This window comes from Falsihalocynthiibacter sp. BN13B15 (assembly GCF_041205415.1).
GTDB lineage: Bacteria > Pseudomonadota > Alphaproteobacteria > Rhodobacterales > Rhodobacteraceae > Falsihalocynthiibacter > Falsihalocynthiibacter arcticus.
The window spans coordinates 41,905-66,711 of record NZ_JBGFCE010000009.1 but is presented as its reverse complement, the minus strand read 5'-3'; the positions used below and the strand labels follow the sequence as shown (position 1 = coordinate 66,711).

Genomic DNA, 24,807 nt, shown 5'->3' with positions numbered 1-24,807 from the left:
GCCTTAAGTCAGTTCACAAACACATCGGTGCGCGCGGAACGGCCCTGCGCATCGATCACCGAAAGCGAGACAAATCCACGCCCCGGATAGGGCAGTGAGACCTCGCGCGCGCGCGTGCCAGCTTCCACTAACGCTCCGTTCAAAAGCCATGTGAATGGCGCTTCTCCGTCGCGGACTTTGGCGACGAAAACATCCATCTTCTCAAGGATTGCCCCATCGGGGGGGAAGGCCAATTCCGGCCCACCTAGCGGCGCGCTAAAGGCGGCGTCGCGGGCCCGGAATTCCTTCAAGGGCTGAGGGAGGTCCGCGTATGAAACCGTAAGTGCGGCGGCGGGTGGCGGGGCAAGGGGATAGGTTGGCTGGTTTAGGCGGGCGAAGGCTTCGAACAGAATGGGCGCGGCAAGCTCACCGCCAAAAACGCCGGGCAAGGATGTGCCATCGGCGCGGCCCATCCAAACGCCCGCCACGAATTTACCGTCAAAGCCAATCGCCCATGCATCGCGGTGGCCATAACTCGTGCCGGTTTTGTAGGCGATCCGACCCTTGGGAGCGTTTTTTGGGGGCGCGACTCCGGAAAGGATATCGTTGACGTACCATGCGGGAATGGGGGTTAAAAAACGGCGACCTGTGCGGATCGGTTCGTCTTCTTGGCGCCAATAAAGCGGGCGCGTTTGGCCGCCTTCGGCGAGGCCGCCATAGAGGGTGACAAGATCGGTTAATGTGACCCCAACCCCGCCCAAAGCGACCGCTAGACCCGCTTTGCCACCGGGAATGATGGGGGTCACGCCGGCCTGTTTTAGAGCCGCAACGAGGCGCGCGGGGCCAAGCGCTTGGGTGAGGGAAACCACGGGGATATTGAGCGAAAGTTGGAGCGCTTTTCGCATCGGTAAAAGGCCGCGAAACTGACCGTCGAAATTTTGCGGCACGTAGGAGCCAAAAGCAGTGGGGCGGTCTTGGATCAGGGTCTCGGGATGCGCGAGCCCTTGGTCAAACGCGAGGCCATAGATGAGCGGCTTAAGGGTTGAACCGGGGGAGCGCACGGCGTTGGTCATATCGACAAACCCACGGCGACGCGTGTTTTTGTACCCCGCCGATCCGACACTTGCGAGGATTTCGCCCGTTGTGTGATCGGCGAGAAGAATTGCGACCTGCATCGACTCGTTTTGGTTTCTGAGGGCGGTAATGGCGAGGGCCTCAAGGGATTCCTGAAGCCGCGCATCAACCGTAAGATAGTGCTCGCTGCGCAGCGGAGCTTGACCGATTGCGCGGTCCGAGAGATGCGGCGCGAGACGGGGAAATTCGTGTCTATTCCTCGGAATAGGCTCTGTTTTTGCGGCAACAATCTCGTCGGGGGGCAGTACATTTGCCAACGCGAGGCGGTCTAAAATACGGTCACGGGCAAGATGTGCATTTTCGGAATTCAGGTCAGGACGACGCCCTTCTGGCGATTGGGGGAGCGCCACGAGCAGCGCGGCCTCGGCGGCGGTCAGGCGTCGGGCGGACTTAGCGAAATAGGCGCGAGACGCGGCGCGCACCCCTTCGATATTGCCGCCAAACGGCGCACGGTTGAGATAGAGCGTGAGGATTTCGTCTTTGGTGAGGGTGCGTTCGAGCGCCAAGGCCAGTCGGATTTGGCGGATTTTCCCTTGCCAACTCCCCGTGCTTCCGCCCTCAAGCAGACGCGCGACTTGCATGGTAAGAGTGGACGCGCCAGAGATGATGTGACCGTTCCAAATAGCTTGGCTGGCGGCACGACTCATGGCGCGCAAATCGACCCCATTGTGGGTGAAAAAGCGTTTATCTTCGAAGGCAATCAACATATCGACATAGCGCGGATCGACGTGATCCAAGGTTGTCGCAAGGCGCCAATACCCGCCCGAAGTGGTATAGGCCCGAAGCAGTGCGCCGCTGCGATCCCGCACTTCGACCGAGGTTTCCTGAACGATCGGGGGCAGCTCTGTGTCGCGCACCCATTGGTCGAACCGGTCGCGCAAAGTTGCCAGCATGAGGAGGAACACGGCGAGGAAAACGAGCCCCCGCCATGTGATGTGTCTGAGTATCATTCCACGACAGAAACGCGGCCAGAATCGGTATGGGCGCGGAATTGAGGCCGGTACATATCTTCAACACTGGCGGCGGGGTGATGATAGTCGCCGGGAGAAACCGCACGTACGATATAGGCCAGATTGAACGCTTTGTCGGACCGATGATTTACGGCGGCGAGGAAGCGATCCTGACGGTATTCGGCGTTTTCGACGTAGATATCCAAATCGAGCCATTCGAGGGATTTGATATCGCCCGCTTGCAGCAAGGATGGGTTGTCGATTTCAAAGCCTGCAGGGAGGGGATCGGCGACCATCAGGCGGGCCTCGAGATTGCGGAAGGGGGCAATTTCAAGGACGGTGACCAGTCGGGTTCCGGCACTAACGCTGTCCAAAGTTACAGCATCGCCATCCATGGTGAAATAGCTGCGGGTGATGCTCATGCCGTTGCCGCGCGCGGGTTCGGGCACTTCGGGGACGCCATAGGTGGTGACGGTGACTTGCTGGGATTTTCCCGATTGGTTGCGAATATCGAGCGATTGTCCCGCATTGGTTTGGGCGTCAAGCACGCGCACAAGTGGCCCAGTTGCGGGGACGCCATCCACCGTGAAGCCTGCGACGGAGGGATCCTCAAGCAGGGCATTCGCGGCCATGAGCGTCCACATATTTTCTTGGGTAGAGCGCGTGGTTTCGCCGTTTTGAGTGACCAATTGCGTGAGGGCGTCGATATCCAGCGCGGTGGAACCAGATTCCACAGCAAGGGTGATAACCGCGGCAGTATCGCGCAGGTTCGTGCCGAAATCAGCGCGCCAGTATTGACGATCACGGTCAGATTCCATCTGCGAGAGGGAAACGGCGGCTTTCTTAAACATCCGATCCGCGCGGGTTTGATCGCCATAACTCGCCAGTGCCGCGCCTATTTGGGCTTGGGCAAGGGGCGTTGCGAAAGCGTCGCCTTTTACATCGGCATAGTAACGCAAATCGCCCATCGCCGCCGCCCCTTCGCGGGCAAGAACGAGGAGCGCGTAGGCAAGACCCTCGCCACCAGAGTCAAAATCGGCGTTGTAGTTAACTTGGTTGCGCAGGTTGTCCAAGGCAGAGCGCAGAGCGAGATCGGGCACGTCATGCCCCGTGACGCGTGCACGCGACAGGAAATCGGTCACATAGGCATCAAGCCAAAGAGAGCCGGATTCCGGACGCCACAGACCGAAGGCTCCGCTGGAAGATTGATTGGCCAAAACCTCGATTATGGCCTGATCGATCCGCAGGTTGAGGCCCTCGGGGGTATCGAGGTCCATCGCCTCGGCAACGGAACTTAGATAGAGCAACGGCATCGCGCGGGAGGTGACTTGCTCGGTGCAGCCATAGGGGTATCGATCCAGCGCGGACAGAAGGCCGGGGGCATCAAACTGTGCGAGGGTGCCTATTGCCAAAGTGGCTTCGCCCGTTCCCGGAAGGAGGCCCGCGAAAACGTCGTTGTTAAAGAGCAGGCTTTTGTCGTTCGCGAGGTCAAAGCGACTGGTGCGCATCACGGCGGGATCGTTGTTTTGCACGGGGAGCGTTAGGGTTTTTTCCAAGATTTTTCCGTCAGGCGTGATCAGGGTAATTGCGATTTCCTGAAGGCCCGTATGCGTGGCACGAATGGGAACCGTCAGGCGCGCTGTGCCTTTCTCGGCCAACTCGAACCCTGTGACCAAAGCGGTGATGTCGAGATCAAGACCCGCGGAGGAAACCGCGATGTCCATGTGACCTGCGGGGCCTTTTGCATGCACGATTTCGAGCAATAGGCGCGAAGTGTCGTTGGGGGCCATAAAGCGCGGTACAGAAGCCGTGACAACGATGGGATCGCGCACGAGGATATCGGCCTGTGCTTCGCCCACGGCGGTGTCCGACCAGACCACGGCCATCAAGCGGACGGTGCCGTTGAAGGAGGGTAGGTCGAAGGTGGTTTGGACCGTGCCATCGGCGGCAACTTTGAGCGGACCCGAGAAATACGCGACCAGTTCTTCGGTGGGGGGCGGTGCGTCAAAACTTCCGCTTTGGGCCGCGTCGCCACCCGAGCGTACTTCGCCCATCGCGCCGTTCATGCCATCCAGAAGACGGCCGTAAATATCGCGCAGACCGACGCCGAGGCGGCGCTGGCCAAAGTAGTGACCAGACACATCGGGGGCCTCAAATCCTGTGAGATTGAGAATGCCAACATCGACGGCGGCGATGGTGACGTAAGTGTCTTCATGTGGCTCTATTCCGTCGACTTTGAGCGAAACATCGAGCGGGCCGCGCGGGGCGACCTCCTCTGGTGTTAGGAAAGTTGCGGTCAAAACACGCGCCCCCGGATCGACGGGCGCATAGGACAGACCCAGCGCGCGGGCGGGATTATGTTTGGTCGCCGCATCCATGGGCCGGATGACCGTGGCTGTCACATATGCGCCGCCGCCCCAAGCCTCGGTGACGGGGAGGGAGATAGTGTTTTCGCCCTCAACCACGTCGATCATTTGCATATCAATCAGGTGGTTTGACATGACCGTAATCAAGGCCTTGCCAGCATAGCGCGGCACAAAACGCAGTGTCGCGGTTTCGCCCGGAACATAGCTCGCTTTGTCCAAGGAAACGTCGAGCACGTCGGGCGTGGTGGTCACATCGGCGGCCACATACCAACCGGCGTAGAAGTCCAGCGAACTTGAGAGGGCTTCACCGCCTGCGCGCTCCACGACCAGCTCATAATGGCCCCACTCAACAGGGGTGCTTACGGTGATTGGATCGCCCGTAAAGGTGAGGGCACCGCTATCAACGCGGGTGCGGCGGGTGATTGGTTCATAGTCCCAATTGCCGTATTGTTGGTACCATTGATAGGTGGTTTCCACGCGATTGAACGCATAGACCAAATCCATCGCAACGGGGGTTTGGGTCTTGTCCATGGCTAGAATTAGGAACTCGGCAGCTGTGCCCTCGGCGACCACGTCGTCAAACTGGGGTTTGATCCCGATGACCGATCCCGCAAGATCAAGATCGCGGGTTTCGCGGCGCTCAACAGGACGGCCCGACCCTTCGGTGACCGAAAAGGTGAAATCAGCGCTCAGAGGGCGATTTGCACCATCGCTTTCGGGGAGTGTGAGCACAGCGTTTGCCAGCCCTTGGGCGTCGGTATCGCCGCCGTCAAAATACGTGCGCTCGGCATAGAAACTCTCGTCGTAGCGGCCGAATTGATACCCAGGATAGGCGCTTAGGCCCTCAGACGCTCTTAAGGACACGGAACCAGAAACCCCCATCCCCTCGGCGGGGGCACCAAAGAGGTATTTCACATCAAAAGCCACGGACATATCCTGTCCCGGGCGCAGAGGGGTGTCGGCAAAATCCCAGGTGAAATCAATGCGTTCTGGGAGGAAGTCTTCAACAAGGAAGGTTTGGGTTGCGAGAGCTGCGACCTCAGGGTCGGCATATAAGGCAAGCGTCCATTTCCCACGCGGCGCCGTGGCGGCAATTGGCAGCGAAAGCACGTGACCGCCCATCTCGGAGGAGGTAGAAACTTGCCGCGTATATTCAACCCCATCGGGGCGGCGAAGAATGGCAGTTACAGGCACATTTTGCAGCGCTTGGGAAGCTTGATCACGCAGAAGAGCGGTCACATTTACTGTCTCGCCCGCACGATACGCGCCGCGATCCGTGGTCATGAAAACGTCAATCGGAGGCGCGGGAGGCCGCCCATCTACGCCGCGATCCGAGAGATCAAATTCGGCGTCCTTGAGCGAGAGAAACGCGATATCGGTTTCGCCATCCGTGACCGTCACAAGCGCAGGCGCGCGGCCGCCAGTGCCCAAAGTGAGCCCCGCATCAAAATGAACATAACCCTTTGCATCGGTTAGCCCCTCGGCCAGCACGGAGTTCGCCTCAGAAAGCAAGATGACCGTCACGCCGGACTTTACGTCGGCACTCGCAAGGCTGCGCACAAATACATGCAGCCCATCAATGCCACTCGCTGTAGCGACCCCAAGATCAGAGAGCACAAACCACTGGGTTGCGGGCGGATTATCATAGGGATCGGTGCCCGGAATGCTGGCTTTGAGCGCATAGATTCCCGCAGGCTGCCCCGCAAGTGCTTCATCAAGCGGCAGGCGCGTGGTGACGTCTTGGTTGAGGTCTTGCGTGAGGGTTGCCGTGCCCGTCCAGATATCTTCGGCAATTTCACTGGCGAAGGTTTGCTCGGTCCATGTGGACATGGGGCGACCGAAGTAGTTGTCCTGAATGGCGCGCAACAAATTGCGGTCCGAAACGCGGCGCAGGGTTAGGTCGATCTCGCTCGCATTAACCGATTCAATCGGCAAGGCGGCATTGGGGGTTTTTGGAAGGACATAAGCGCGACTTGGGAAGCTGACGTTGGGGGTTCTATCGCGGACATATCCGGTGATTTCGACGTCTTTTGCGAGGGTCTCGCCACTGGCTGCAGGTAACCCTTGGCGGAAGGTAAATTTGGCGCGTTCGCCGTGGGATAGACCCGAAATACAGAGGCGATCATTCTCGACTTCTACGGCAAGCGAGGCACTTGGAAACTGCATGTAGGATGTATAATCCACCCCAGCGGCGACCAGATTTTCGGAGAAGGTTGCACAGATCCGAGGGGCGGCCAAATCGCTCTCAATTTCGTGTCCGGTAATGCGGAATCCGTATTTAGCGATGGCCGTTTCCAACAGGGCGTCGGCGTCGGCCCGTGGCGCGATTTCGGCAACTTTATTGAGGGCGGAAATCATTTGGCGACCACGGTTGTTTGCTTCAAACGCGAGCGCGAGTTGGAAAAGCGCGTTGGATTTTTGCGGATTGTTAACTGCGCGAATATATCCATTAATCGCGGCCCACATCGCGCGTTGGCGATAGGTGTTTTGTGTGGCGCTGTTCTCAAACTTCACGGCCAATGCAAGACGCGCATATTCAACCCATAAATCCGACGTATCCGTTAGAGAGAGTGCGCCGCCAACAAAATGCAGAGCATTCATCAGATCGCCATTGGCCTCACGATCACTGGCGGAATTCAACAGGTCTTCGGCACCCCATTCGCCACTATAGTGATACTGACCAAGGTTTGCCGCCAACGTATAAGCCCCATCGCGTAGGGGCTGGCCGACAAAGTGAATTTCAGTCAATCGCTGTTCAGCAGAAGCAACCAATCGAGGGTCATTATCCCAGACACGGCCCGAAAGCGCCCCTTCATAAGCGACTGTATCTTCGACACTTTTCTTGGTGAAACAGGCATTAGAGCGCTTATTGAAGGTAAAGGCTTTGCACTGAGTATCGGCCAGACAGGTGCGCTGGCAAACCTCGAAAGTTGTATCAAAAATGGACTGTAAATCAGCGCCGTAAAAATCCAAATCACGGGAAATCGAGAACCGCCGGTCCGGCATGCCATCCTGCGCGGCGACACTGATTGGCAGGAGCAAGAGAAAAGCGAAAACGGCAAAAATAATGCGCATGGGAAACCCTCAAAATTAGTCGTTCGAAGGGTTGCACAAATTTTGTTAAAAATCCACTGGCTGCCTTTTATCAGGCGAATTTAGATGTCCTTAAGAATCTTTTTACCAGAATCGCCCAAACTCGCCTTCGAAAGCATTCTTCGGGGCATAATTTTGGAATGAACATCGCCAACAAGCTAGCTCAAGAACGGCGCGCACGTCTTGCGGCGGAGCGATTGCTAGAGCAAAAACAATCGGAGTTGTTCAACGCGAATTCGCGGCTGGGGGATCATGCCCGCGCGCTATCCAATCAAATTGTCGAAAAACGCAAAGAAGTGAAGGATGTTCGAAGCGCTGCTGCAACGCTAAAAAACGAAAAGCACCAAGTATTATCTGACCTTCGGAATGCGGAAACCAAAGTTCAAATTGCGGAACGCCGTCTTTGGGATTCCATTGAAACCATTCCGGACGGGTTTGCCGTTTTTGACAAAGACAGCAACCTAATTTCTGCTAATCGCGCGTATTTGGCCATTTTCGACGAACTTGAAGATGTGCGAACGGGGATCAACTATTCCCAAATCCTTGAGTTTTTTAGCGATGAAGGCATTGTTGATACCGAGGGCGAGACGCGCGCCGAGTGGCGGGAGTCTATGCTCGATCGATGGCAATCCCCCGAGATTGAACCTCGTACCCTTAAAATGTGGAACAACCAGTTTATCAAGCTCATCGATCGGCGGGCGGACGCCGGCGATACCGTGTCTTTGGCGATCAATATTACCGAAACAATTCGGTATGAAGCGGAGTTGAAAGAAGAACGCACCAAGGCCGAGGCCGCCAATCGCGCAAAATCTGCCTTTTTAGCCAATATGAGCCACGAAATCCGCACGCCCATGAACGGTGTCGTAGGCATGGCCGACATCCTTTCGGACACCCCGCTGAACGACGAGCAAAAGCTGTATATTGATACCATCAAACACTCGGGCGAAGCGCTCCTTGTCATTATCAATGACATTCTTGACTACTCCAAGATCGAAGCGGAAAAACTAATCCTTCAGCCAGAACCATTTGATCTAGAGAAGAATCTCCATGAAATACTCATGCTTTTGCAACCATCGGCCCATGACAAGGGTATCGACCTCATTATCGATTATGCTCCGCACTTGCCTTCGAACTATTTGGGAGACCCAGGACGTATTCGCCAGATATTAACCAATTTAATAGGAAACGCCGTCAAGTTTACCCCCAAAGGCCACGTCCTAGTACAAGTTTTGGAGTTGGCTTCAGATCAGCGGAACGTGGCTAATATCCAAGTCTCGATTACGGATACGGGCATTGGCATTCCCGAAGATATGGTCGACTATATTTTTGGGGAATTCAACCAGGTTGAGGATGACCGGAACAGGAAGTTTGAGGGCACCGGACTGGGCCTCGCAATTTCTAAACAACTGGTTGAGTTAATGGGCGGCAAAATCTGGGTGACGTCGCAATATCGCGTTGGGTCATGTTTCAGCTTCAGACTTCAACTACAGACGACTACGGGGCCCGCCCATATTAGCGCTGAACACTTCGAGAATCTATCGAGCGCCTATGTGTTCGAAGACCAATCGGAACTTGCCCATATCATTGCCACACAGTTGAATCCTATGGGGATTGAAACCATCGCACCTCCCTCGCTCTCACTGGCTCTGGCGGAAAACGCTGCTGATTTTTTTGTCGTCGGTGTGAGTTTTCATGGATTAGGGGCGCATGAAATTATTGAAAAAATCACTGAGGCAGGGGCGAACAAACCGATCCTTTTGGTTGCTTCTGGAAAAACGGTGCTTCCCGCTAACGCGAAAACGGCTCAATGCCTGCAATACCCCATTCGCAAGTGCGACCTCCATAGCGCTCTGCGACGTATTTCCACCATTCTATCCGATCCGGCGCAACTCATTCCGGCCCTGCCAACCGATTCCTCGACAGCCGCTCAGACAAACATTGTTGCGCCCAATCCTACCCCCCCCGAAGATGAGGTCATTGACGGGTCGCCTCGCAGAATGCGCGTGCTTACTGCAGAGGACAATAAAACCAATCAATTGGTTTTTCGAAAGATGGTTAAAAATCTCGATATCGACCTCAAGTTTGCGAACAACGGCCGTGAGGCCATTGAATTGTTCCAGAGTTTTCGACCCGACGTTATTTTTATGGACATTTCCATGCCAGAAGTTGACGGCAAGGAAGCCACACGATCGATTCGGAAAATCGAAACTCAAGATGGATTAAAGCACACGCCCATCATCGCGCTCACGGCCCATGCTATGCCCGAGGATAAGGACGAAATTTTGAAAGCTGGCTTGGATGAATATTCCACCAAACCCCTTCGAAAAGCCATTATTTTCGAAAAAATAGAGAAACACCTCCCTCATGGTGCTTTGCCAATTCGACTACCAACCGAGGCGTTGGAAGCTACGCCATTGGCTTAATAAACACGGGTTGCTCAGGGGTCGAGCGCTCAGGAGCAAACAGAAACCCGCCACTTTCAAAATCGCGAAGGCCTTGGGGATCTTCAATACGGTTTTGAATAACAAATCTCGCCATCGCCCCGCGTGCTTTCTTGGCGCTAAAACTAATTATTTTCGGCCCGCCAGGACGATCTTCCAAAAACTGGGGTGTCACGATTTTCAAGTTGAGCACCGATTGATCAACGGCCGTGAAATACTCCTTGGACGCGCAATTTACGAGGATATCGCTGCCACTGGCTTGGGCGGTATCATTGAGGGCCCTAGCAATTCGGCTCCCCCAATATGCATACAGCGTTTTTCCCTGGCGCGTTTTTAATCGGCTGCCCATTTCCAAACGATAGGGTTGAATGAGATCGTGAGGTGCCAGCACGCCGTACAGGCCCGACAATATCCGCAAATGCCCACGTGCGAAATCCATCTCGTCGGCATCTAGGCTCGAAGCTTCGAGACCCAAATAGGTGTCACCCGCAAAGGCGTAGGCCGCTTGTTTGGCGTTTTCCAATGTCGATTCCGGTTCAAAATCGCGAAACCTTTGCGCGTTGAGTTTGGCGAGATCTGAACTAATAGACATTAGTTCTTGAAGCTTTTTGACGGAAAGGCGACTCGCGGTGGCCGCGAGCGAGGTAGCATCCTCCTGAAACTGCGGAAAGGACACGGGGCCATCAATGGGATCAAAATTCAAACGTTTTGCGGGGGAGATTACGGTTAGCATTTTTCAATCTTCTTTCAAAACTTCAAGAAACGCGGGGCCAAAGCGCTCAGCTTTTACCGCCCCCATACCGGACACACGTTCTAAATTATCCAACGACGCCGGTTTTCGTTCTGCGATATGGCGCAGCGTGGACGTGCTGCAACTTAGGTATTTATCCAATCCAGACTCGCCGCGCGCCAGTCGAACCTGTGTTTCGGCAAGCTTGTCAAAAACATCCCCCGAGGCCCTGCCCGCTATTTTTCGGCGCAAGGGGTGCATGTTTTCGGCTGTCGCCCCAACGATGACCTCCAGAAAAACCGCACCGTAGGTTTCGAGTTTTTTCGCACCGACGCCGCCAATACGCGCCATATCGTCGAGATTTTTCGGGCGCGTTTCCGCCATTTCGATAAGTGTTTTGTCGTTGAAAACAACATAGGCGGGAACATGCGCCGTTTCGGCGAGGGCGCGGCGTTTGGCTTTTAGCGCGCTGAGGAGAGGTTCATCCTCGTCGGAAACCATGCGTTTGATGGCAGGCGTTCGAGTTTCGGAAGCCTTTTTAATCAGATCGCGCCGCAATTCAATCGTCGTTTCGTCGCGCAATAGGGGGCGCGCCGCTTGGGTCATCCGAAGGGCGCCGTATCGCTCGGCGTCAGGGCGCACCAAATCATGCCCCATCATTTGCCGGAAAATCGCTTGCCACTCGCGCTTATTGAACTCTTTTCCAACGCCAAAAGTTGGCAAAGCGTCGTGGCCGCGTTCGCGGACTTTTGGCGACACATTCCCGATGAGGATGTCGATGAGGTGGCCCGCGCCAAAATATTCATTCGTGCGCAAAATCGCGGAGAGGGCTTTTCGCACCGCGATGGTGCCGTCAAAAATATCCGCGGGCGTTTCACATAGGTCGCAATTTCCGCAAGGCTGGCTTTCCTCGTCAAAATAGGACAGCAGGTTTTGACGGCGACACCGCAGCGCTTCGGCCAATCCGAGTAACGCATTGAGACGCGCATGATCCGCCATCCGCCGATCAGGTGGAGCGAGCCCTTCGTCGATTTGGGTCCTGCGCAGGCGAACATCTTCGGAACCGAACAACGTCAGGGTTTCCGCTGGGGCCCCGTCACGACCCGCACGGCCGATTTCCTGATAATACGTTTCGATGGATTTGGGCAAATCTGCGTGGGCGACCCATCGAATATCGGGTTTATCGATGCCCATACCAAAGGCCACGGTCGCGGTGACGATCAAGCCGTCTTCCCGCTGAAACCGGCTTTCCACAATGCGGCGATCATCGGCCTGCATTCCACCATGGTAATGTAATGCGTGGTGGCCAGCATCGCGCAAGGCTTTGGCGAGGGCCTCGGTTTTCGCACGACTGGCGCAATAAACGATCCCCGGCTGGCCTTTGCGTGCGGCGGCGAAGGCCAGAATTTGCCCGCGCGGGCCATCTTTTGCTTCAAATTTCAGGTGGATATTGGGCCTGTCAAACCCGTGCAGGAAGGTTTCTGGCTGCACATTATTAAAGAGGCGCTCGACAATTTCATCGCGGGTTTCTTGATCGGCAGTTGCCGTGAACGCCGCGAGGGGTACGCCAAGAAGCTCCCGCAACTCGCCGATTTTGAGGTAGTCGGGACGGAAATCATGGCCCCAAGCTGAGACGCAATGGGCCTCGTCCACGGCAATGAGACTGACGCCGATGCGGCGCAACATGTTCATCGTGCCGCCATTCGCAAGCCGTTCGGGCGCCAGATATAACAGCTTTAAGCGGCCTGCATCCAGTGCTTCAAACACCAGTGCGGTTTCTTCTTCGGTGTTTCCAGAGGTTAAGGCTCCGGCTTCGACCCCCGCCTCTTTGAGAGCACGCACTTGATCGCGCATAAGGGCGATCAGCGGGGAAATAACAACCGTTACACCGCTACGCACCAATGCGGGAAGTTGGAAACACAGCGATTTTCCGCCCCCAGTTGGCATGATCGCGAGAGTGTTTTTGCCGTTGGTAACGGCATCAACGATCTCCTCTTGGCCGGGTCGAAATTCATCAAACCCGAAGACAGAAGAGAGGAGCGATTGCGCGGTGGTCATGGCCTGTGGTGCTGCTTTTTTGGTTGTCACCACAATCCCACAGGCTGTGCGCAAGGGCAAGCGATCCTAGAAGAAAAGCGCTGCGTTATTTTGAAGAAGAATGCGGACGATGATCAGCGCGAGAAAGGTAACCAGCGGCGCGAGATCAAGCCCCCCCATTTCGGGCAGAAAACGGCGAATTCGACTGTAAATCGGCTCAAGTAATTTGTTCAACCCAAACCAAAGTTGCGCGACAAGCGGTTGGCGCAAATTCAGAACCTGAAAGTTAATCAGCCAACTCATGATGATGTGCGCAATCATGATGTACCACGCGACACTGATGAGCAGATTTAGAATTTGATAGAGTGAAGACATGAACCGAACCTTTTTGCTTTGTTTCCCTCAAGTAAAGGTCGTAGCGCGCGCTGACAAGAGTTTAGGTGGATTTGCCGCGACGTAGGTATTGACGACAGGTCAGTTACGCGCCAAGCCAATGCAAAAAGGAGTTCCCAATGTATCCGTTTTTCCGAATGGGCAAAGAAGTCGTTAAGTTCCGAAATGCCCCTGCGCTCGAACTTGGGGAAACGCATGTCTCGCACCACATCTGCTGGCCTTGGGATCTGGATTTTTGGTTCGAGCTTAACAATGGTCGCACCCTTTCGATTTATGACCTTGGGCGTATTCCATTGGCCACACGTACTGGCGTTATGAAAACGCTGAAGGCGCAGAAATGGGGTCTAACGGTAGCCGGATCGAGCGTTCGTTACCGACGCCGCGTGCGCGCATTTGACCGCCTCGAAATGCACAGTCGCCTTGTAACGTGGGATGCGCGGTTCATCTTTCTGGAGCAATCGATGTGGTATAAGGGCGAATGTACGAGCCATGCGCTGTTCAGAATGGCGATAACGGATCGCAACGGGATTGTTGCGACAGATCGCGTTATGACGGCGATGGGTGTGGAAACGGCTGCTCCCGCGATGCCAGAATGGGTCGCCGCTTGGGTGGGTGCCGAAGGTCAACGCCCGTGGCCACCAATGCAGGACGCCCTCTAAAACCTTGCGCAAAGAGCCACTTCTCTATTCAGTTGTTTGAAAAAGACGTAGAGGAATAGGCATGACAGAGGTTTCCGCGAAGAAACGCATCTGGGGATGGATGATGTTTGATTGGGCTAGCCAACCTTATCATACGTTGCTTTTGACCTTTATTTTCGGACCTTATTTTGCGGAAATCGTCGCTAACTCGCTGATGACTTCGGGCATGACGCCCGATGCCGCAAAAGCCCAAGCGCAGGCCTATTGGGGATACGGGCTTTCGATCACCGGCCTTATTATCGCTTTTTCTGCCCCCGTTTTGGGCGCGTTTGCCGATAGTTCGGGGCGGCGAACGCTCTGGATTAAAACGTTTTCGGTGCTGTATGTTTTGGGGGCTGGAGGCTTATGGTTCGCCGATCCTGGCAATTTCAACATCGCGATTGTCCTGATGTTTTTTGGTATTGGCCTTATCGGGGCGGAGTTCACCACGATTTTCACCAATTCAATCCTGCCGACCCTCGCGCCCCCCGAGGACATCGGACGTATCTCTGGATCGGGGTTTGCGCTTGGGTATTGGGGCGGGGTAATATCGCTTTTTATCATGCTTTTGTTCTTTGCCGAGAATGCGACGGGGGTGACTCTTTTGGGCATTTCACCTCTGTTCGGACTTGAGAGCGGAGCGCGTGAAGGCACTCGGTTTGTCGGCCCTTTTACCGCCCTTTGGTTTATCATCGGGATGATCCCGTTTTTCCTTTGGGTACGTGAAACACCCCGCGAAAATGCAACAGAGGGCGGCGTAAAAACCGCTCTTGGGTCCCTGTGGAAAACCATTAAATCCTTGCCCCAACGCAGTAGCCTTTTTGCCTTTCTCACCAGCAGTCTTTTTTATCGCGACGCGCTGAACGGGCTTTATGGCTTTGGGGCGCTCTATGCGAAAGCGGTGCTTGATTGGTCAATCATTCAGATCGGGATATTCGGAATTGTGGGGGCCATTACGGCGGCGATTTTCGCGTATTTCGGCGGGCATATCGATCAAAGGACGGGGCCAAAACCCATTTTAAAAGTCGCGATCCTCGTCCTGATTGGCGTTTGTATTGTTGTGGTTTCGATGACGCGCGAGAGCCTTTTCGGCATCCAATTTTTGCAGGGTTCCAGCGCACCTGACATTATTTTCTTCATTTGCGGCGGCCTCATTGGCGGCATGGGCGGCGTGTTGCAAGCGAGTTCGCGGACAATGATGGTCCGCCATGCAAACCCGTTGCATGCCACCGAAGCTTTCGGCCTTTATGCGCTGTCGGGCAAAGCCACCTCTTTCCTTGCGCCCGCTTTGGTGGCATTGACGTCGGACATAAGCGGAAACGCGCGGATAGGGATAACGCCCTTAATTGCGCTATTCATTATCGGCCTCGTCCTGTTAGTCTGGGTGAAACCCCAAGGAGATCAAACCGCATGAAATTGCGCGGCATATTGACTGTTATCCTCGCCCTCGCTTCTGCGCCGAGTATGGCGGCCGAACCCGAAGCGCGCGCCCTCTTTGGGGCCAAGAAAACGGGTACAAATCATCAGTCCATGTCCTTTGGCGAATATTCCAAGGGATGCATTGCGGGCGCGCAGCAATTGCCCGAAACTGGCCCAACGTGGCAAGCGATCCGCCTGTCGCGGAACCGCAACTGGGCGCATGCGGATATGATTGAATTTGTCGAGAACCTGTCAAAAACTGCAGCAAAACAACCGGGCTGGAATGGCCTTTATGTTGGCGATATGTCCCAGCCGCGCGGGGGGCCAATGACGTCGGGGCACGTCAGCCATCAACTTGGTTTGGATGCGGATATATGGATGCTGCCCGCTGCAAACTTGACTCTCTCGCGCAAGGATCGCGAAAGTCTTTCGCCGGCTTCGATGCGCAAAAACAAAGGTGCTTATGTGAATTCGAGCTGGACACAAGCGCATCACAACATCCTAAAAGCAGCCGCAAAAGACAAAAGGGTTGCACGGATTTTCTTGTTTCCCGGAGCTAAAGTGCAAATGTGTAAGGATGAAAAAGGCAACCGCAACTGGTTGCGAAAAATTCGCCCCTTGGGCGGCCATCACTATCATTTCCACGTACGACTTGCCTGCCCCAAAGGCGAGAAAAACTGCGTCGATCAAGCTCCTCCTCCAAAGGGGGACGGTTGTGCGGAAGCCGAAAAATGGGTTGCGAACATTTTAAATCCTCCCGCGCCAGAGCCCCGCGATCCAAACGCACCGCCCCCTAAAAAACGTCGTGAACTCATTTTATCGGACCTTCCCAGCCAATGCGCTCAAGTTTTATCGTCGCAATAGCGGTTTTGGCCTTAGTCGGCCTGTTTTCTCAAGGTTTAGCAACCGGTATCACGTCAAAAGCCCGCTATGTCGGCTCTATTCTGGTACCGCAAACCAGCCCTGAGAATGGTGGTTTTTCGGGACTTTCGCTGGATACATCTGGCGACAAATTCTTGACAATTACGGACCACGGTACTTTCTTCTCTGGTCATTTATTGCGCGAAAACAACGTCATACGAAAGGTCGTCCTCGAACGATCCACCCCCCTATTGAGTACGGAGGGGCTTCCCGTTCTCAAGCCCGAAAATGACTCCGAAGGGTTGTCCGTGCGAAAAGACGGGCAAATTTTTGTTTCGTTTGAGGGCCCAGCCCGCGTGTTGTCCTATCGCAATACGTTGAGTAAAGCCGTCGACATTCCCGTGCCCCCAAGCTTTATGAAATTGCCAAAAAACGGCGCGCTTGAGGCACTGGCTGTTGCCCCTAACGGCGCGCTGTTCACCCTCGCAGAAGGGGTTTCCAAACACACAAACCCGCATTCGGTCTTTCGCTATTTCAACGGCGAATGGAAATTATTCGACACCATAGAAAGGCGTGGGAAATACCTGCCTGTGGACGCTGAATTTGGGCCTGATGGAAAATTCTATTTGCTGGAAAGGAACTTCAGCGTGCTCGCGGGTTTCCAATCCCGTGTCCGTCGATTTGATATAGTTGGGAATGATTTTGGACAAGAAGACGTCATTTTGGAAAGCACGTTCGGGCAACACGGAAACCTCGAAGGCTTGTCCGTTTGGCGCGACGCTTTGGGAAATACCCGCCTGACCATGATCGCAGACAACAATTTCAAGTTCTTTCTGCGCAGCGAAATTGTCGAGTATTCGTTGACGGAATAGCTTGCAAGTTGTGGTTCCGTTGGTTAAACGCCTCCCGTCCCGCAAGGTGTGGGGCCGAGTCTCCGCTACCTTGAAAAAACGGAATCAAAACATGAAGAAAATTCTTCCTGGCGTCCTCGCCATGGCTGCCATTGTTGTGACCAGTAACATTCTAGTGCAATTTTTGCTGGGCGACTGGCTCACGTGGGGCGCCCTTACCTATCCTCTTGCGTTCCTTGTGACGGATATCATGAACCGCGTTTATGGTGTTTCCGCCGCGCGGCGTGTTGTCCTCGTGGGCTTCTTCGTTGGCATTATTTGCTCGCTTATCGGAACCCAAATCATCGGCGAATACGGCCCCCTCGTTGCCCTCAGAATTGCTGTTGCCTCCGCGGTTGCCTTTCTTGTCGCCCAGTTATTGGACATCTCTATTTTCAATCGCCTTCGGGATGGGAAATGGTGGAAAGCGCCCCTCGCTTCAACCTTCGTCGGATCCGTGGTGGATACCGCACTGTTTTTCACCATTGCTTTTGCAGCGAGTATTACGATTTTTGGCGCCGAATCTGATGCCGCGATCAGTTGGGCATGGGAGAGCATCCCCTTCCTTGGATTTGGGGCGGCGGCGCCTTTGTGGGTGTCGTTGGCCTGCGCCGATTGGGCGGTAAAACTCGCCCTCGCATTAATCGCTTTGGTGCCATTTCGGGTCATTGTTACAAAACTTCATCCAAATGTAGCGTAAAACATTTTGACAATCCCTAAATATGTGGCAGGCTTCTAGTTATCGTAACAACTTGAAAGGAGGTGCCTATGATTATTGGGAAACAGGAGCAGATGGCTAAGGTCACGAGCGGGGAAATGTTTAGGAGGCAGTCCTTCTAAATATAATCCAGCTCTAGGGCTCTGTTTCGCCCTTTTAGCCACCTCCACTTCTCGAGGGGAGCCCTAGTGAGTTTCACTAGGGCTCTTTCCGTTGAACGACGTGCATGTTAACTCTCTAAAGGGCCGAGCAGGAAATCCTTAACACATGTTAGTTATCAACGAAGCCATAACTCTTGCAGACTGGGAACTTTCAGAGAGTTTCACCCGCAGTTCCGGCCCTGGGGGACAGAACGTTAATAAGGTATCCACGGCAGTTGAGTTACGCTTTGAAGCGGCTCGCAGCCCCAACCTTCCGGCGGACGCCAAGACCCGACTAAAACGCCTTGCAGGTCGAAAATGGACACTGGAAGGCGCGCTCATCCTTCGCGTTGAGGACACGAGGAGCCAAGCACGCAATCGCGAGATCGCCAGAGAGCGCTTAAAAGAGCTTATTCTTGCGGCTCTAAAACGCCCAAAACACCGCGTCAAAACACGCCCAACCCTCGCGAGCAAACGGCGGCGGGTTGAAGGAAAAGTTCAGCGTGGGCAGGTGAAATCCCTACGCGGGCGCGTCAATACAGACGACTAGCCTGCCTCAGACTTCGACATTAAAGGCTGTTTGCTCACCAACGTCAAAGACCCGTTTGTATCTTGCGATCTCTTCGGGGGGCCCCATCGCCTTGGCAGGGTTATCAGAGAGTTTGACCGTGGGATGGCCGTTGGCGCTGACTGCTTTGCAGACCAATGAGAAAGGCGCAAGGCCATCGTTTTCAACCAAACCGCGAAAATCATTGGTCAGTAGTGTCCCCCAACCAAAAGATACGCGCACGCGACCCGCAAACATTGCTTGCAGTTCAATGATTTTCTCAACGTCGAGACCGTCAGAGAAAATGACCAGTTTTTTCGTGGGATCTTCGCCGCGTTCTTTCCACCAATTGATCGCGATTTCTGCGCCTATTGCGGGATCGCCGCTGTCGATCCGAATGCCCGTCCAACTGGCGAGCCAATCTGGAGCTTCACGCAAAAATCCCTCTGTGCCGTATGTGTCGGGCAGAATAATGCGAAGATTTCCCTCATGCTCCTCATGCCAATCGGCAAGAACTTTGTAGGGAGCCTCGCGCAACGTCGCATCATCGGGAGCCAAAGCCGAGGAAACCATCGGCAACTCATGTGCGTTGGTGCCAATCGCTTCAACTTCGCGGCGCATGGCAATCAGGCAGTTCGAGGTGCCAACAAATTTTTCCGAGAGACCTTCCTGCATGGCTTGAACGCACCAATCCTGCCACATAAAGGAATGGCGACGGCGCGTTCCAAAATCTGCGATCCTGAGGCCGTCAACATGTCTCAACCGCTCGACTTTTTCCCAGACTTTTGTCATGGCGCGGGCGTATAGAACCTGAAGTTCAAACCGGCCCATATCCGCCGTGACGGCCCGACTGCGCAATTCCACTAAAATGGCAAGGGCGGGGACCTCCCAGAGCATGACCTCTGGCCAAGTCCCCTCAAAAGTCAGCTCATATTGCCCGTCTGTTTTTTCGAGATGATAGGCGGGTAGTCGGAGTTTTTCGAACCACTCCATGAAATCGGAGCGAAACATTTGCCGCTTCCCATAGAACATATTCCCGCGCAGCCAGGTGCTCTCTCCACGGCTCAGGGAAAGGCTGCGCAAATGGTCGAGCTGCTCGCGTAATTCGCCTTCATCAATGATATCCGCCAAACGGATATTTTTGCTGCGATTGATAAGGGAAAACGTGACAATTGCGGTGGGTTCATTTCGAAAAACCGATTGGCACATCAGCAGTTTGTAAAAATCTGTGTCAATCAAAGACCGAACGATCGGGTCAATCTTCCATTTGTGGTTGTACACACGTGACGCGATATCGACCATTGCTCAGCCCCCGTTAAGTTCCCTTTGTGATAGGGCATAGGGCGCCATTCGAAAAGCTAGAACTAGCGTTGTGCAATGTGAAAGCTGACGCAATCCAACAATTCTTTCATTTTTACCGGTTTTGTGAGGAAGCCGTCCATGCCTGAATTTAGGCATTCTTCGCGGTCACTATTAAAAGCGTTGGCCGTAAGCGCAATAATAATTGCGCGCGATCCATCCTCTTCCTCAAATTTTCGAATGCACCGTGTCGCCTGTAAGCCGTTCTGCTTAGGCATTGAAACATCCATCAACACCAATTCTGGCCTGTGTTTTTTGTACTGCTCCACGGCATCAATGCCGTCTTGAGCGAACTGAAGATCACCCGCGTGCCGCTCTAGCATTTTTCGGATTAACAAGCGATTTGTACCGTTATCTTCGGCGACAAGGATACGCTTATCGCGTAGATCCAATACATTCGAAAGGGGCGCGGCCTCCAGAGGCCGCAGGTTTTCGACACCGGAGTGCGCGGATAGCGTGAGCGACAGCGTGAAACACGACCCTACTCCAATGGTAGATTGGACGTGAATGTCGCCCCCCATTTCAAGGGCAAATCTGCGTGATATCGTGAGCCCCAATCCCGTACCGCCGTAATTGCGGGTGGTATCCTCTTCAGCCTGAGAAAATTCATCGAAAATCCGCGACAGGGCCTCAGGTGCAATCCCAATACCTGTATCCTTGACGGCGATTTCAATTAAATTCCCTGCGTCAACGGGTTGAGTTTTGACACAAATGGCCACCTCTCCTTGGGGCGTGAATTTTATCGCGTTGCCAACAAGATTGATAACGATTTGGCGGATATGTCCAACGTCACCGACAAAGAAATCTGGTGTATCGGGGAGGAACTCCACTTTAATTCCAATGCCTTTTTCCTCCGCCAATGGTGCCAGAAGATTGACGGACTCCGTGAGACAACGAGACAGGGAAAACGGCTCCATCAGGATTTTAATGCCTCCAGCGTCCAGTTTGGAGAGATCGAGAATATCATTGATGATCCGCAGCAGCGCTTCGCCTGAACTGAGGATCGTATCCGTATACTTTCCTTGATCGCCTTCAAGCTTTGTTTGTTTAAGCAAATCGGCCATGCCAATGATCCCATTTAGGGGTGTCCGTATTTCGTGGCTCATGGTTGCCAGAAAATTGGCCTTGGTCCGCGCGCCCTCTTCGGCTGCGACCTTTGCGAGAGCTAACTCTTTCTCGCGTTCTTTTGCCTGTGTGATGTCACGCTCCACCGAAATCACTTTGGCGAGAGTCCCGTTTTCGGCAATGATCGGCGTAATATTCGCATCGACCCAAACGATCTCTCCCGATTTCGTGTGGCTCTGAATTTCAACCCGAATTGATTTGTGTTGGTCAAGCGCGTCAGCGATGGCTTTTAACGTCTTCGGATCGGTTTCTGGACCGTTCAGGAGATCAGCCACCTTCCTGCCCAAAACTTCTTCTCGATCGTATCCGGTAATTCTTGAAAAAGCTGGGTTCACCCATTCAATCCGGCGGTCAGGGCCCGAAATAATCACGCTGTCATTGGCAGACTGCGCCACCAATGCGAGATTCCGAGAATGCAATTCCTTTGAAATGAGGGTCGCGTGCATCTCTGCAAGTTTTTTCTTTTGTTCAAAAATATTCCTACTATTCGCGAGTCGCCGTTTGAAGGTGGAATTCGCATAGCTAATATAAAGGAACGTCATATAGGCCAGCATGCCCGTTGCCAGCGTGTCCAATAGGTTTGGATTTCCGATCCCTGAAGACCCGAAAACGTCCCAAAAACTCAACCAAATCGCGACGCTGGCATAGACCGAGAGCCGCGCCTTACTTGCCCGTTTGTGATATTCCCACACAAGCCCAGCATTGATGGATGCGCTCGTCAGGAAAATCATTGCAAAATAGTGAGTCGACCCGTCGGCAACAGAATACCACGTGGAAAGGACACACAGCCCAAGCGTACATCCCTGAATAAAGGCCGTCACAGAGCTTAATTTTAGCGCTCGGGGAAGGTCTTTTGGGGATAAATCCGCCTTGGTGAGGCGATAGAGACAAAAGCAATCCAACACCTCGCCACACACAACCAAAACCGCCATGGCCAGCCCAAAGAACGGGGACACGAGCCATGCAAGGGCAATAGATCCCCCAAGGGTTACAATTTGCCGGCTTCGAAAATCGCGCACGCGCGCGCGGCCATAGCGAAGGAAGAGACCTTCAGGCGTATAGCGGGCCTCGAATTCCTTGATTTCGTCCGTAGGTGATTTAGCCGATGAGGTCATTTCCGCTGGGTTCCGATGCGCAATATACGAGCACCCTGCCAGCTAGAGTTTAAAAATCACTTATCTTTCGTAGAAAAATCAAAGCAATTTTATACCTTTACTTACCATCAGCGCCTCGGCGGCTTTTAGGGACCCGTCCAAATCAATGGCGCGACAGGCTGCGCGGTCAACTTCGACATCTAGCCCAAGGCCCGCAGCGTCGAGGGCCGAGTAGAAAACGCAATAATCCGTTGCCAATCCGACAAGGCGCACCAACGTAATGCCGCGCGCCGACAAATACCCCGCAAGGCCCGTAGGTGTGACGTGGTCATTTTCAAAGAACGCGGAATAGCTATCAAGGGACGGGTTCATGCCTTTGCGAATAATGACGTCGGCGGAGGCCGTCCGTAAATCGGGGTGAAACGCGGCGCCGATTGAGCCTTGGATGCAGTGATCTGGCCAGAGGACTTGCGGACCATAGGGCATCTCGATCATTTCAAACGGGGCTTTATCAGCGTGAGAACTCGCGAAGGACGCGTGCCCCGCAGGGTGCCAGTCTTGGGTGAAAACGCGGGTTTGATACTGGCCAAGTATGTCATTGATGAGGGGGACAATTGTATCGCCATCCGTGACGGCCAAGGCACCCTTTGGGCAGAAATCATTTTGGACGTCGATAACAAGGAGAGCTTCATTGGCGGGGCGCATGGAGGAAACCTTTCGTTTTAGGATTGGTAAGAGGCCATTTGGCCTGCGTCAACTGTAGCCCTTGCGAGCGGGCCATCATGCGCTTATTTAAACGCCCATGACAGTTGTAGCCGCCTTATATCATTTCACCCGATTCACCGATCCCGACGCCCTGCGCGCGCCCATACTTGCGCTTTGTGCCGAGGAGGGAATCAAAGGATCGCTTCTGATCGCTGCCGAAGGCGTGAACGGAACGGTTGCCGGACCGCGCGCCGGTGTTGATCGCTTGCTGGTGCATCTGCGCTCGCTTCCAGGATGCGCGACGCTGGAGCACAAAGAGAGCCCCGCCGCCGAGATGCCGTTTGGGCGGATGAAAGTGCGCCTTAAGAAAGAGATCGTGACGATGGGGCAACCCGATGTCGATCCTACGGCCTCGGTTGGGCACTATGTTGCGCCCAAGGATTGGAATGATCTGATCACCCAAGACGACGTTGTGGTGATTGATACACGCAACGATTATGAGGTCGCCATTGGCACGTTTCAAGGCGCGATAGACCCTGAAACCAAAAGTTTTGGCGAATTCCCCGCATGGTGGGAAGCCAATAAGGATCGCTTTCACAATAAGCGCGTGGCGATGTTTTGCACAGGGGGTATTCGCTGTGAGAAATCGACGAATTTCCTGATCGGGCAAGGGGTTGAGGATGTATTTCACCTTAAGGGTGGCATCCTGAAATACCTCGAAGAAGTTCCTGCAGACGACAGCACGTGGGAAGGCGAATGTTTCGTTTTTGACGGACGGGTGTCGATTGGACATGGCCTGACGGAAGGGCCGCATGTTCTGTGCCACGCCTGTCGGCAACCTGTTTTGCCAGAAGACACCAAGCGCCCAGAATTTGAAGATGGGGTGAGTTGCCACTTGTGTTACGACACCACCTCTGAGGATCGCAAAACGCGGTTCCGCGAACGGCAGAAGCAAATCGCCCTCTCGGCGGCACGTGGCGAGCGGCATTTCGGGGCACATAGCTAGCCTGTTAAAAACGCTGCCCGACATAGATATAATATGTGTCTTCGCCCGTATCCGCGCGCGCAGCATCCATCGAAAAATCCAATGGGAATTTTTGGGACAGGCGGAAGCGCAAACCAACGCCGCCAGAGGACCGAATATTTTTCGACTTCATATCGGAAAAATCGGGGCCTACATTGCCTAGACCCGCAAATACCACATAGCCTAGACGATCGGTGACGACGCCGCGTACCTCGGCCTGAACCGACACCAAGCTGTTGTTCAACACTTCCCCAAAAGCAAAGCCACGAAAAGCATCAACCGTGCCAAGACCACATTGGTCAAAGAAAGGAGCGCCTTCGGATGCGTTACAAATCGTTGCCTGAGACGCAACGACCAAACTATCGTTTACGCTTGTGTAATTATCAAGTTTTGCAATCGACTTGGTATATGTGCGCTCAAAAATTTTACTTTCAACAATGTTATAATTGCTATTGATCGACAGGTGTGAGCCCGCAGTCGGGTAGGTTGAGTCGTTGCGTGTATCAATTTCAAACATCGGGCCGATTCTCCAAATCTTCAAATCGGCGTCTCGTTCGAAGATTGCGGGCAAATTATCCGATGAATTTAGGCCCAACGCCGTTTCAACGTAGGCGGTATTTAATCCAAGGCGCATCGCGTCCGTAAGACCATATTTCAGAGTGAAGTTTACCAGCCGACCCTCTTGCTCCAAGGGAATTTTCGGGCCGTCGCCACCGAAGAGAGAATAATCGTAGTTCAGCGAGACTTCCCCCAGCGTTAGGGCCAGATTCCAACGGTTCTCGTCCCACGCAATATCGCCTGAGATGCCATAGCCAAAACTTCCATTGTCCGTTTTAAATCCGCCTAACCCCAAATAGGAATCGTCCGAGACATCGTCCATTGCAAACAAATACCCCGCCCCAAGCGCAAACCCTGAGCCCAGTGTAGGGTTCTTAATTGGAATAGGCGCTGCGACGAAACTGCCATGGGTAAAACCAAAGGCGCTCGCCTCCTGAGCCACAGACGCTTCACCATTCGCCGTGGATTTCCCCAACGCTCCCTGCGCATGCGCCCCCGTCACAAGGGTTAGAGTCGCCAGAAAGCTCAAAGCTATGTTTTTCAAATGCATCGTCGGAAGTCTTTCAT

The 24,807-nt window shown here is 54.0% G+C and carries 17 protein-coding genes; 8 read left to right on the top strand and 9 right to left on the bottom strand.

Annotation, left to right across the window (positions count from 1 at the left end; genetic code table 11):
- Positions 1-8: 8 nt before the first annotated feature.
- Together pbpC and AB9F26_RS14910 are read right to left on the bottom strand one after the other, a co-directional pair.
- Positions 9-2,063: a penicillin-binding protein 1C gene (gene pbpC / locus AB9F26_RS14915; RefSeq protein ID WP_369768369.1), complete on the bottom strand. Its 2,055-nt coding sequence runs from the start codon at positions 2,061-2,063 to the stop codon at positions 9-11.
- A complete protein-coding gene (locus AB9F26_RS14910; RefSeq protein ID WP_369768368.1) occupies positions 2,060-7,504 on the bottom strand; it encodes an alpha-2-macroglobulin family protein in 5,445 nt (1,814 codons plus the stop codon). Before AB9F26_RS14910 ends, pbpC begins: the two co-directional genes overlap by 4 nt.
- Before the next feature lie 158 nt (positions 7,505-7,662).
- Between AB9F26_RS14910 and AB9F26_RS14905 the strand changes: the two genes are divergently transcribed.
- The gene (locus AB9F26_RS14905; RefSeq protein ID WP_369768367.1) at positions 7,663-9,945 is read left to right on the top strand and encodes an ATP-binding protein; all 2,283 of its coding nucleotides are present in this window, start codon (positions 7,663-7,665) and stop codon (positions 9,943-9,945) included.
- Here AB9F26_RS14905 and yaaA read toward each other — a convergent pair.
- The 3 genes from yaaA to AB9F26_RS14890 form a co-directional block, all read right to left on the bottom strand.
- Positions 9,929-10,696, bottom strand: coding sequence for a peroxide stress protein YaaA (gene yaaA / locus AB9F26_RS14900; RefSeq protein WP_369768366.1), 768 nt, complete (start codon positions 10,694-10,696; stop codon positions 9,929-9,931). The genes AB9F26_RS14905 and yaaA overlap by 17 nt on opposite strands.
- Before the next feature lie 3 nt (positions 10,697-10,699).
- Positions 10,700-12,751: a DNA helicase RecQ gene (gene recQ / locus AB9F26_RS14895; RefSeq protein ID WP_369768407.1), complete on the bottom strand. Its 2,052-nt coding sequence runs from the start codon at positions 12,749-12,751 to the stop codon at positions 10,700-10,702.
- Positions 12,752-12,817: 66 nt separating this feature from the next.
- Positions 12,818-13,105 (bottom strand): YggT family protein, encoded by a 288-nt coding sequence (locus AB9F26_RS14890; RefSeq protein ID WP_335584604.1) that lies wholly within the window; start codon positions 13,103-13,105, stop codon positions 12,818-12,820.
- 137 nt (positions 13,106-13,242) lie between these two features.
- On the opposite strand from AB9F26_RS14890, the gene AB9F26_RS14885 reads away from it, so the two are divergent.
- The 6 genes from AB9F26_RS14885 (at position 13,243) to arfB (ending at position 18,378) form a co-directional block, all read left to right on the top strand.
- Entirely contained in the window at positions 13,243-13,782 is a 540-nt protein-coding gene (locus AB9F26_RS14885) for a thioesterase family protein (RefSeq protein WP_335584603.1), read from the top strand.
- Positions 13,783-13,843: 61 nt separating this feature from the next.
- A complete protein-coding gene (locus AB9F26_RS14880; RefSeq protein ID WP_369768365.1) occupies positions 13,844-15,214 on the top strand; it encodes an MFS transporter in 1,371 nt (456 codons plus the stop codon).
- Complete coding sequence (gene mepA, locus AB9F26_RS14875; RefSeq protein WP_335584601.1) at positions 15,211-16,083, top strand: penicillin-insensitive murein endopeptidase; 873 nt, start codon at positions 15,211-15,213, stop codon at positions 16,081-16,083. Before AB9F26_RS14880 ends, mepA begins: the two co-directional genes overlap by 4 nt.
- Entirely contained in the window at positions 16,056-16,952 is an 897-nt protein-coding gene (locus AB9F26_RS14870; RefSeq protein ID WP_335584600.1) for an esterase-like activity of phytase family protein, read from the top strand. Before mepA ends, AB9F26_RS14870 begins: the two co-directional genes overlap by 28 nt.
- Before the next feature lie 91 nt (positions 16,953-17,043).
- Positions 17,044-17,670: a queuosine precursor transporter gene (locus AB9F26_RS14865; protein ID WP_335584599.1), complete on the top strand. Its 627-nt coding sequence runs from the start codon at positions 17,044-17,046 to the stop codon at positions 17,668-17,670.
- Positions 17,671-17,955: 285 nt separating this feature from the next.
- Positions 17,956-18,378 carry an alternative ribosome rescue aminoacyl-tRNA hydrolase ArfB gene (gene arfB / locus AB9F26_RS14860; RefSeq protein WP_039000309.1) on the top strand — a complete coding sequence of 141 codons (423 nt, stop codon included), beginning with the start codon at positions 17,956-17,958 and terminating at the stop codon, positions 18,376-18,378.
- 6 nt (positions 18,379-18,384) lie between these two features.
- Here the strand turns inward: arfB and pncB are convergent, their stop codons facing one another.
- The 3 genes from pncB to pncA form a co-directional block, all read right to left on the bottom strand.
- Entirely contained in the window at positions 18,385-19,677 is a 1,293-nt protein-coding gene (gene pncB / locus AB9F26_RS14855) for a nicotinate phosphoribosyltransferase (protein ID WP_369768364.1), read from the bottom strand.
- A gap of 62 nt (positions 19,678-19,739) precedes the next feature.
- Complete coding sequence (locus AB9F26_RS14850; RefSeq protein WP_369768363.1) at positions 19,740-21,974, bottom strand: ATP-binding protein; 2,235 nt, start codon at positions 21,972-21,974, stop codon at positions 19,740-19,742.
- A 78-nt stretch (positions 21,975-22,052) separates the two neighbouring features.
- The gene (gene pncA, locus AB9F26_RS14845) at positions 22,053-22,658 is read right to left on the bottom strand and encodes a bifunctional nicotinamidase/pyrazinamidase (protein WP_369768362.1); all 606 of its coding nucleotides are present in this window, start codon (positions 22,656-22,658) and stop codon (positions 22,053-22,055) included.
- Positions 22,659-22,755: 97 nt separating this feature from the next.
- Between pncA and AB9F26_RS14840 the strand changes: the two genes are divergently transcribed.
- Positions 22,756-23,664, top strand: coding sequence for a rhodanese-related sulfurtransferase (locus tag AB9F26_RS14840; protein ID WP_369768361.1), 909 nt, complete (start codon positions 22,756-22,758; stop codon positions 23,662-23,664).
- Positions 23,665-23,668: 4 nt separating this feature from the next.
- Here the strand turns inward: AB9F26_RS14840 and AB9F26_RS14835 are convergent, their stop codons facing one another.
- Positions 23,669-24,790, bottom strand: coding sequence for a BamA/TamA family outer membrane protein (locus AB9F26_RS14835; RefSeq protein WP_369768360.1), 1,122 nt, complete (start codon positions 24,788-24,790; stop codon positions 23,669-23,671).
- Positions 24,791-24,807 lie beyond the last annotated feature (17 nt).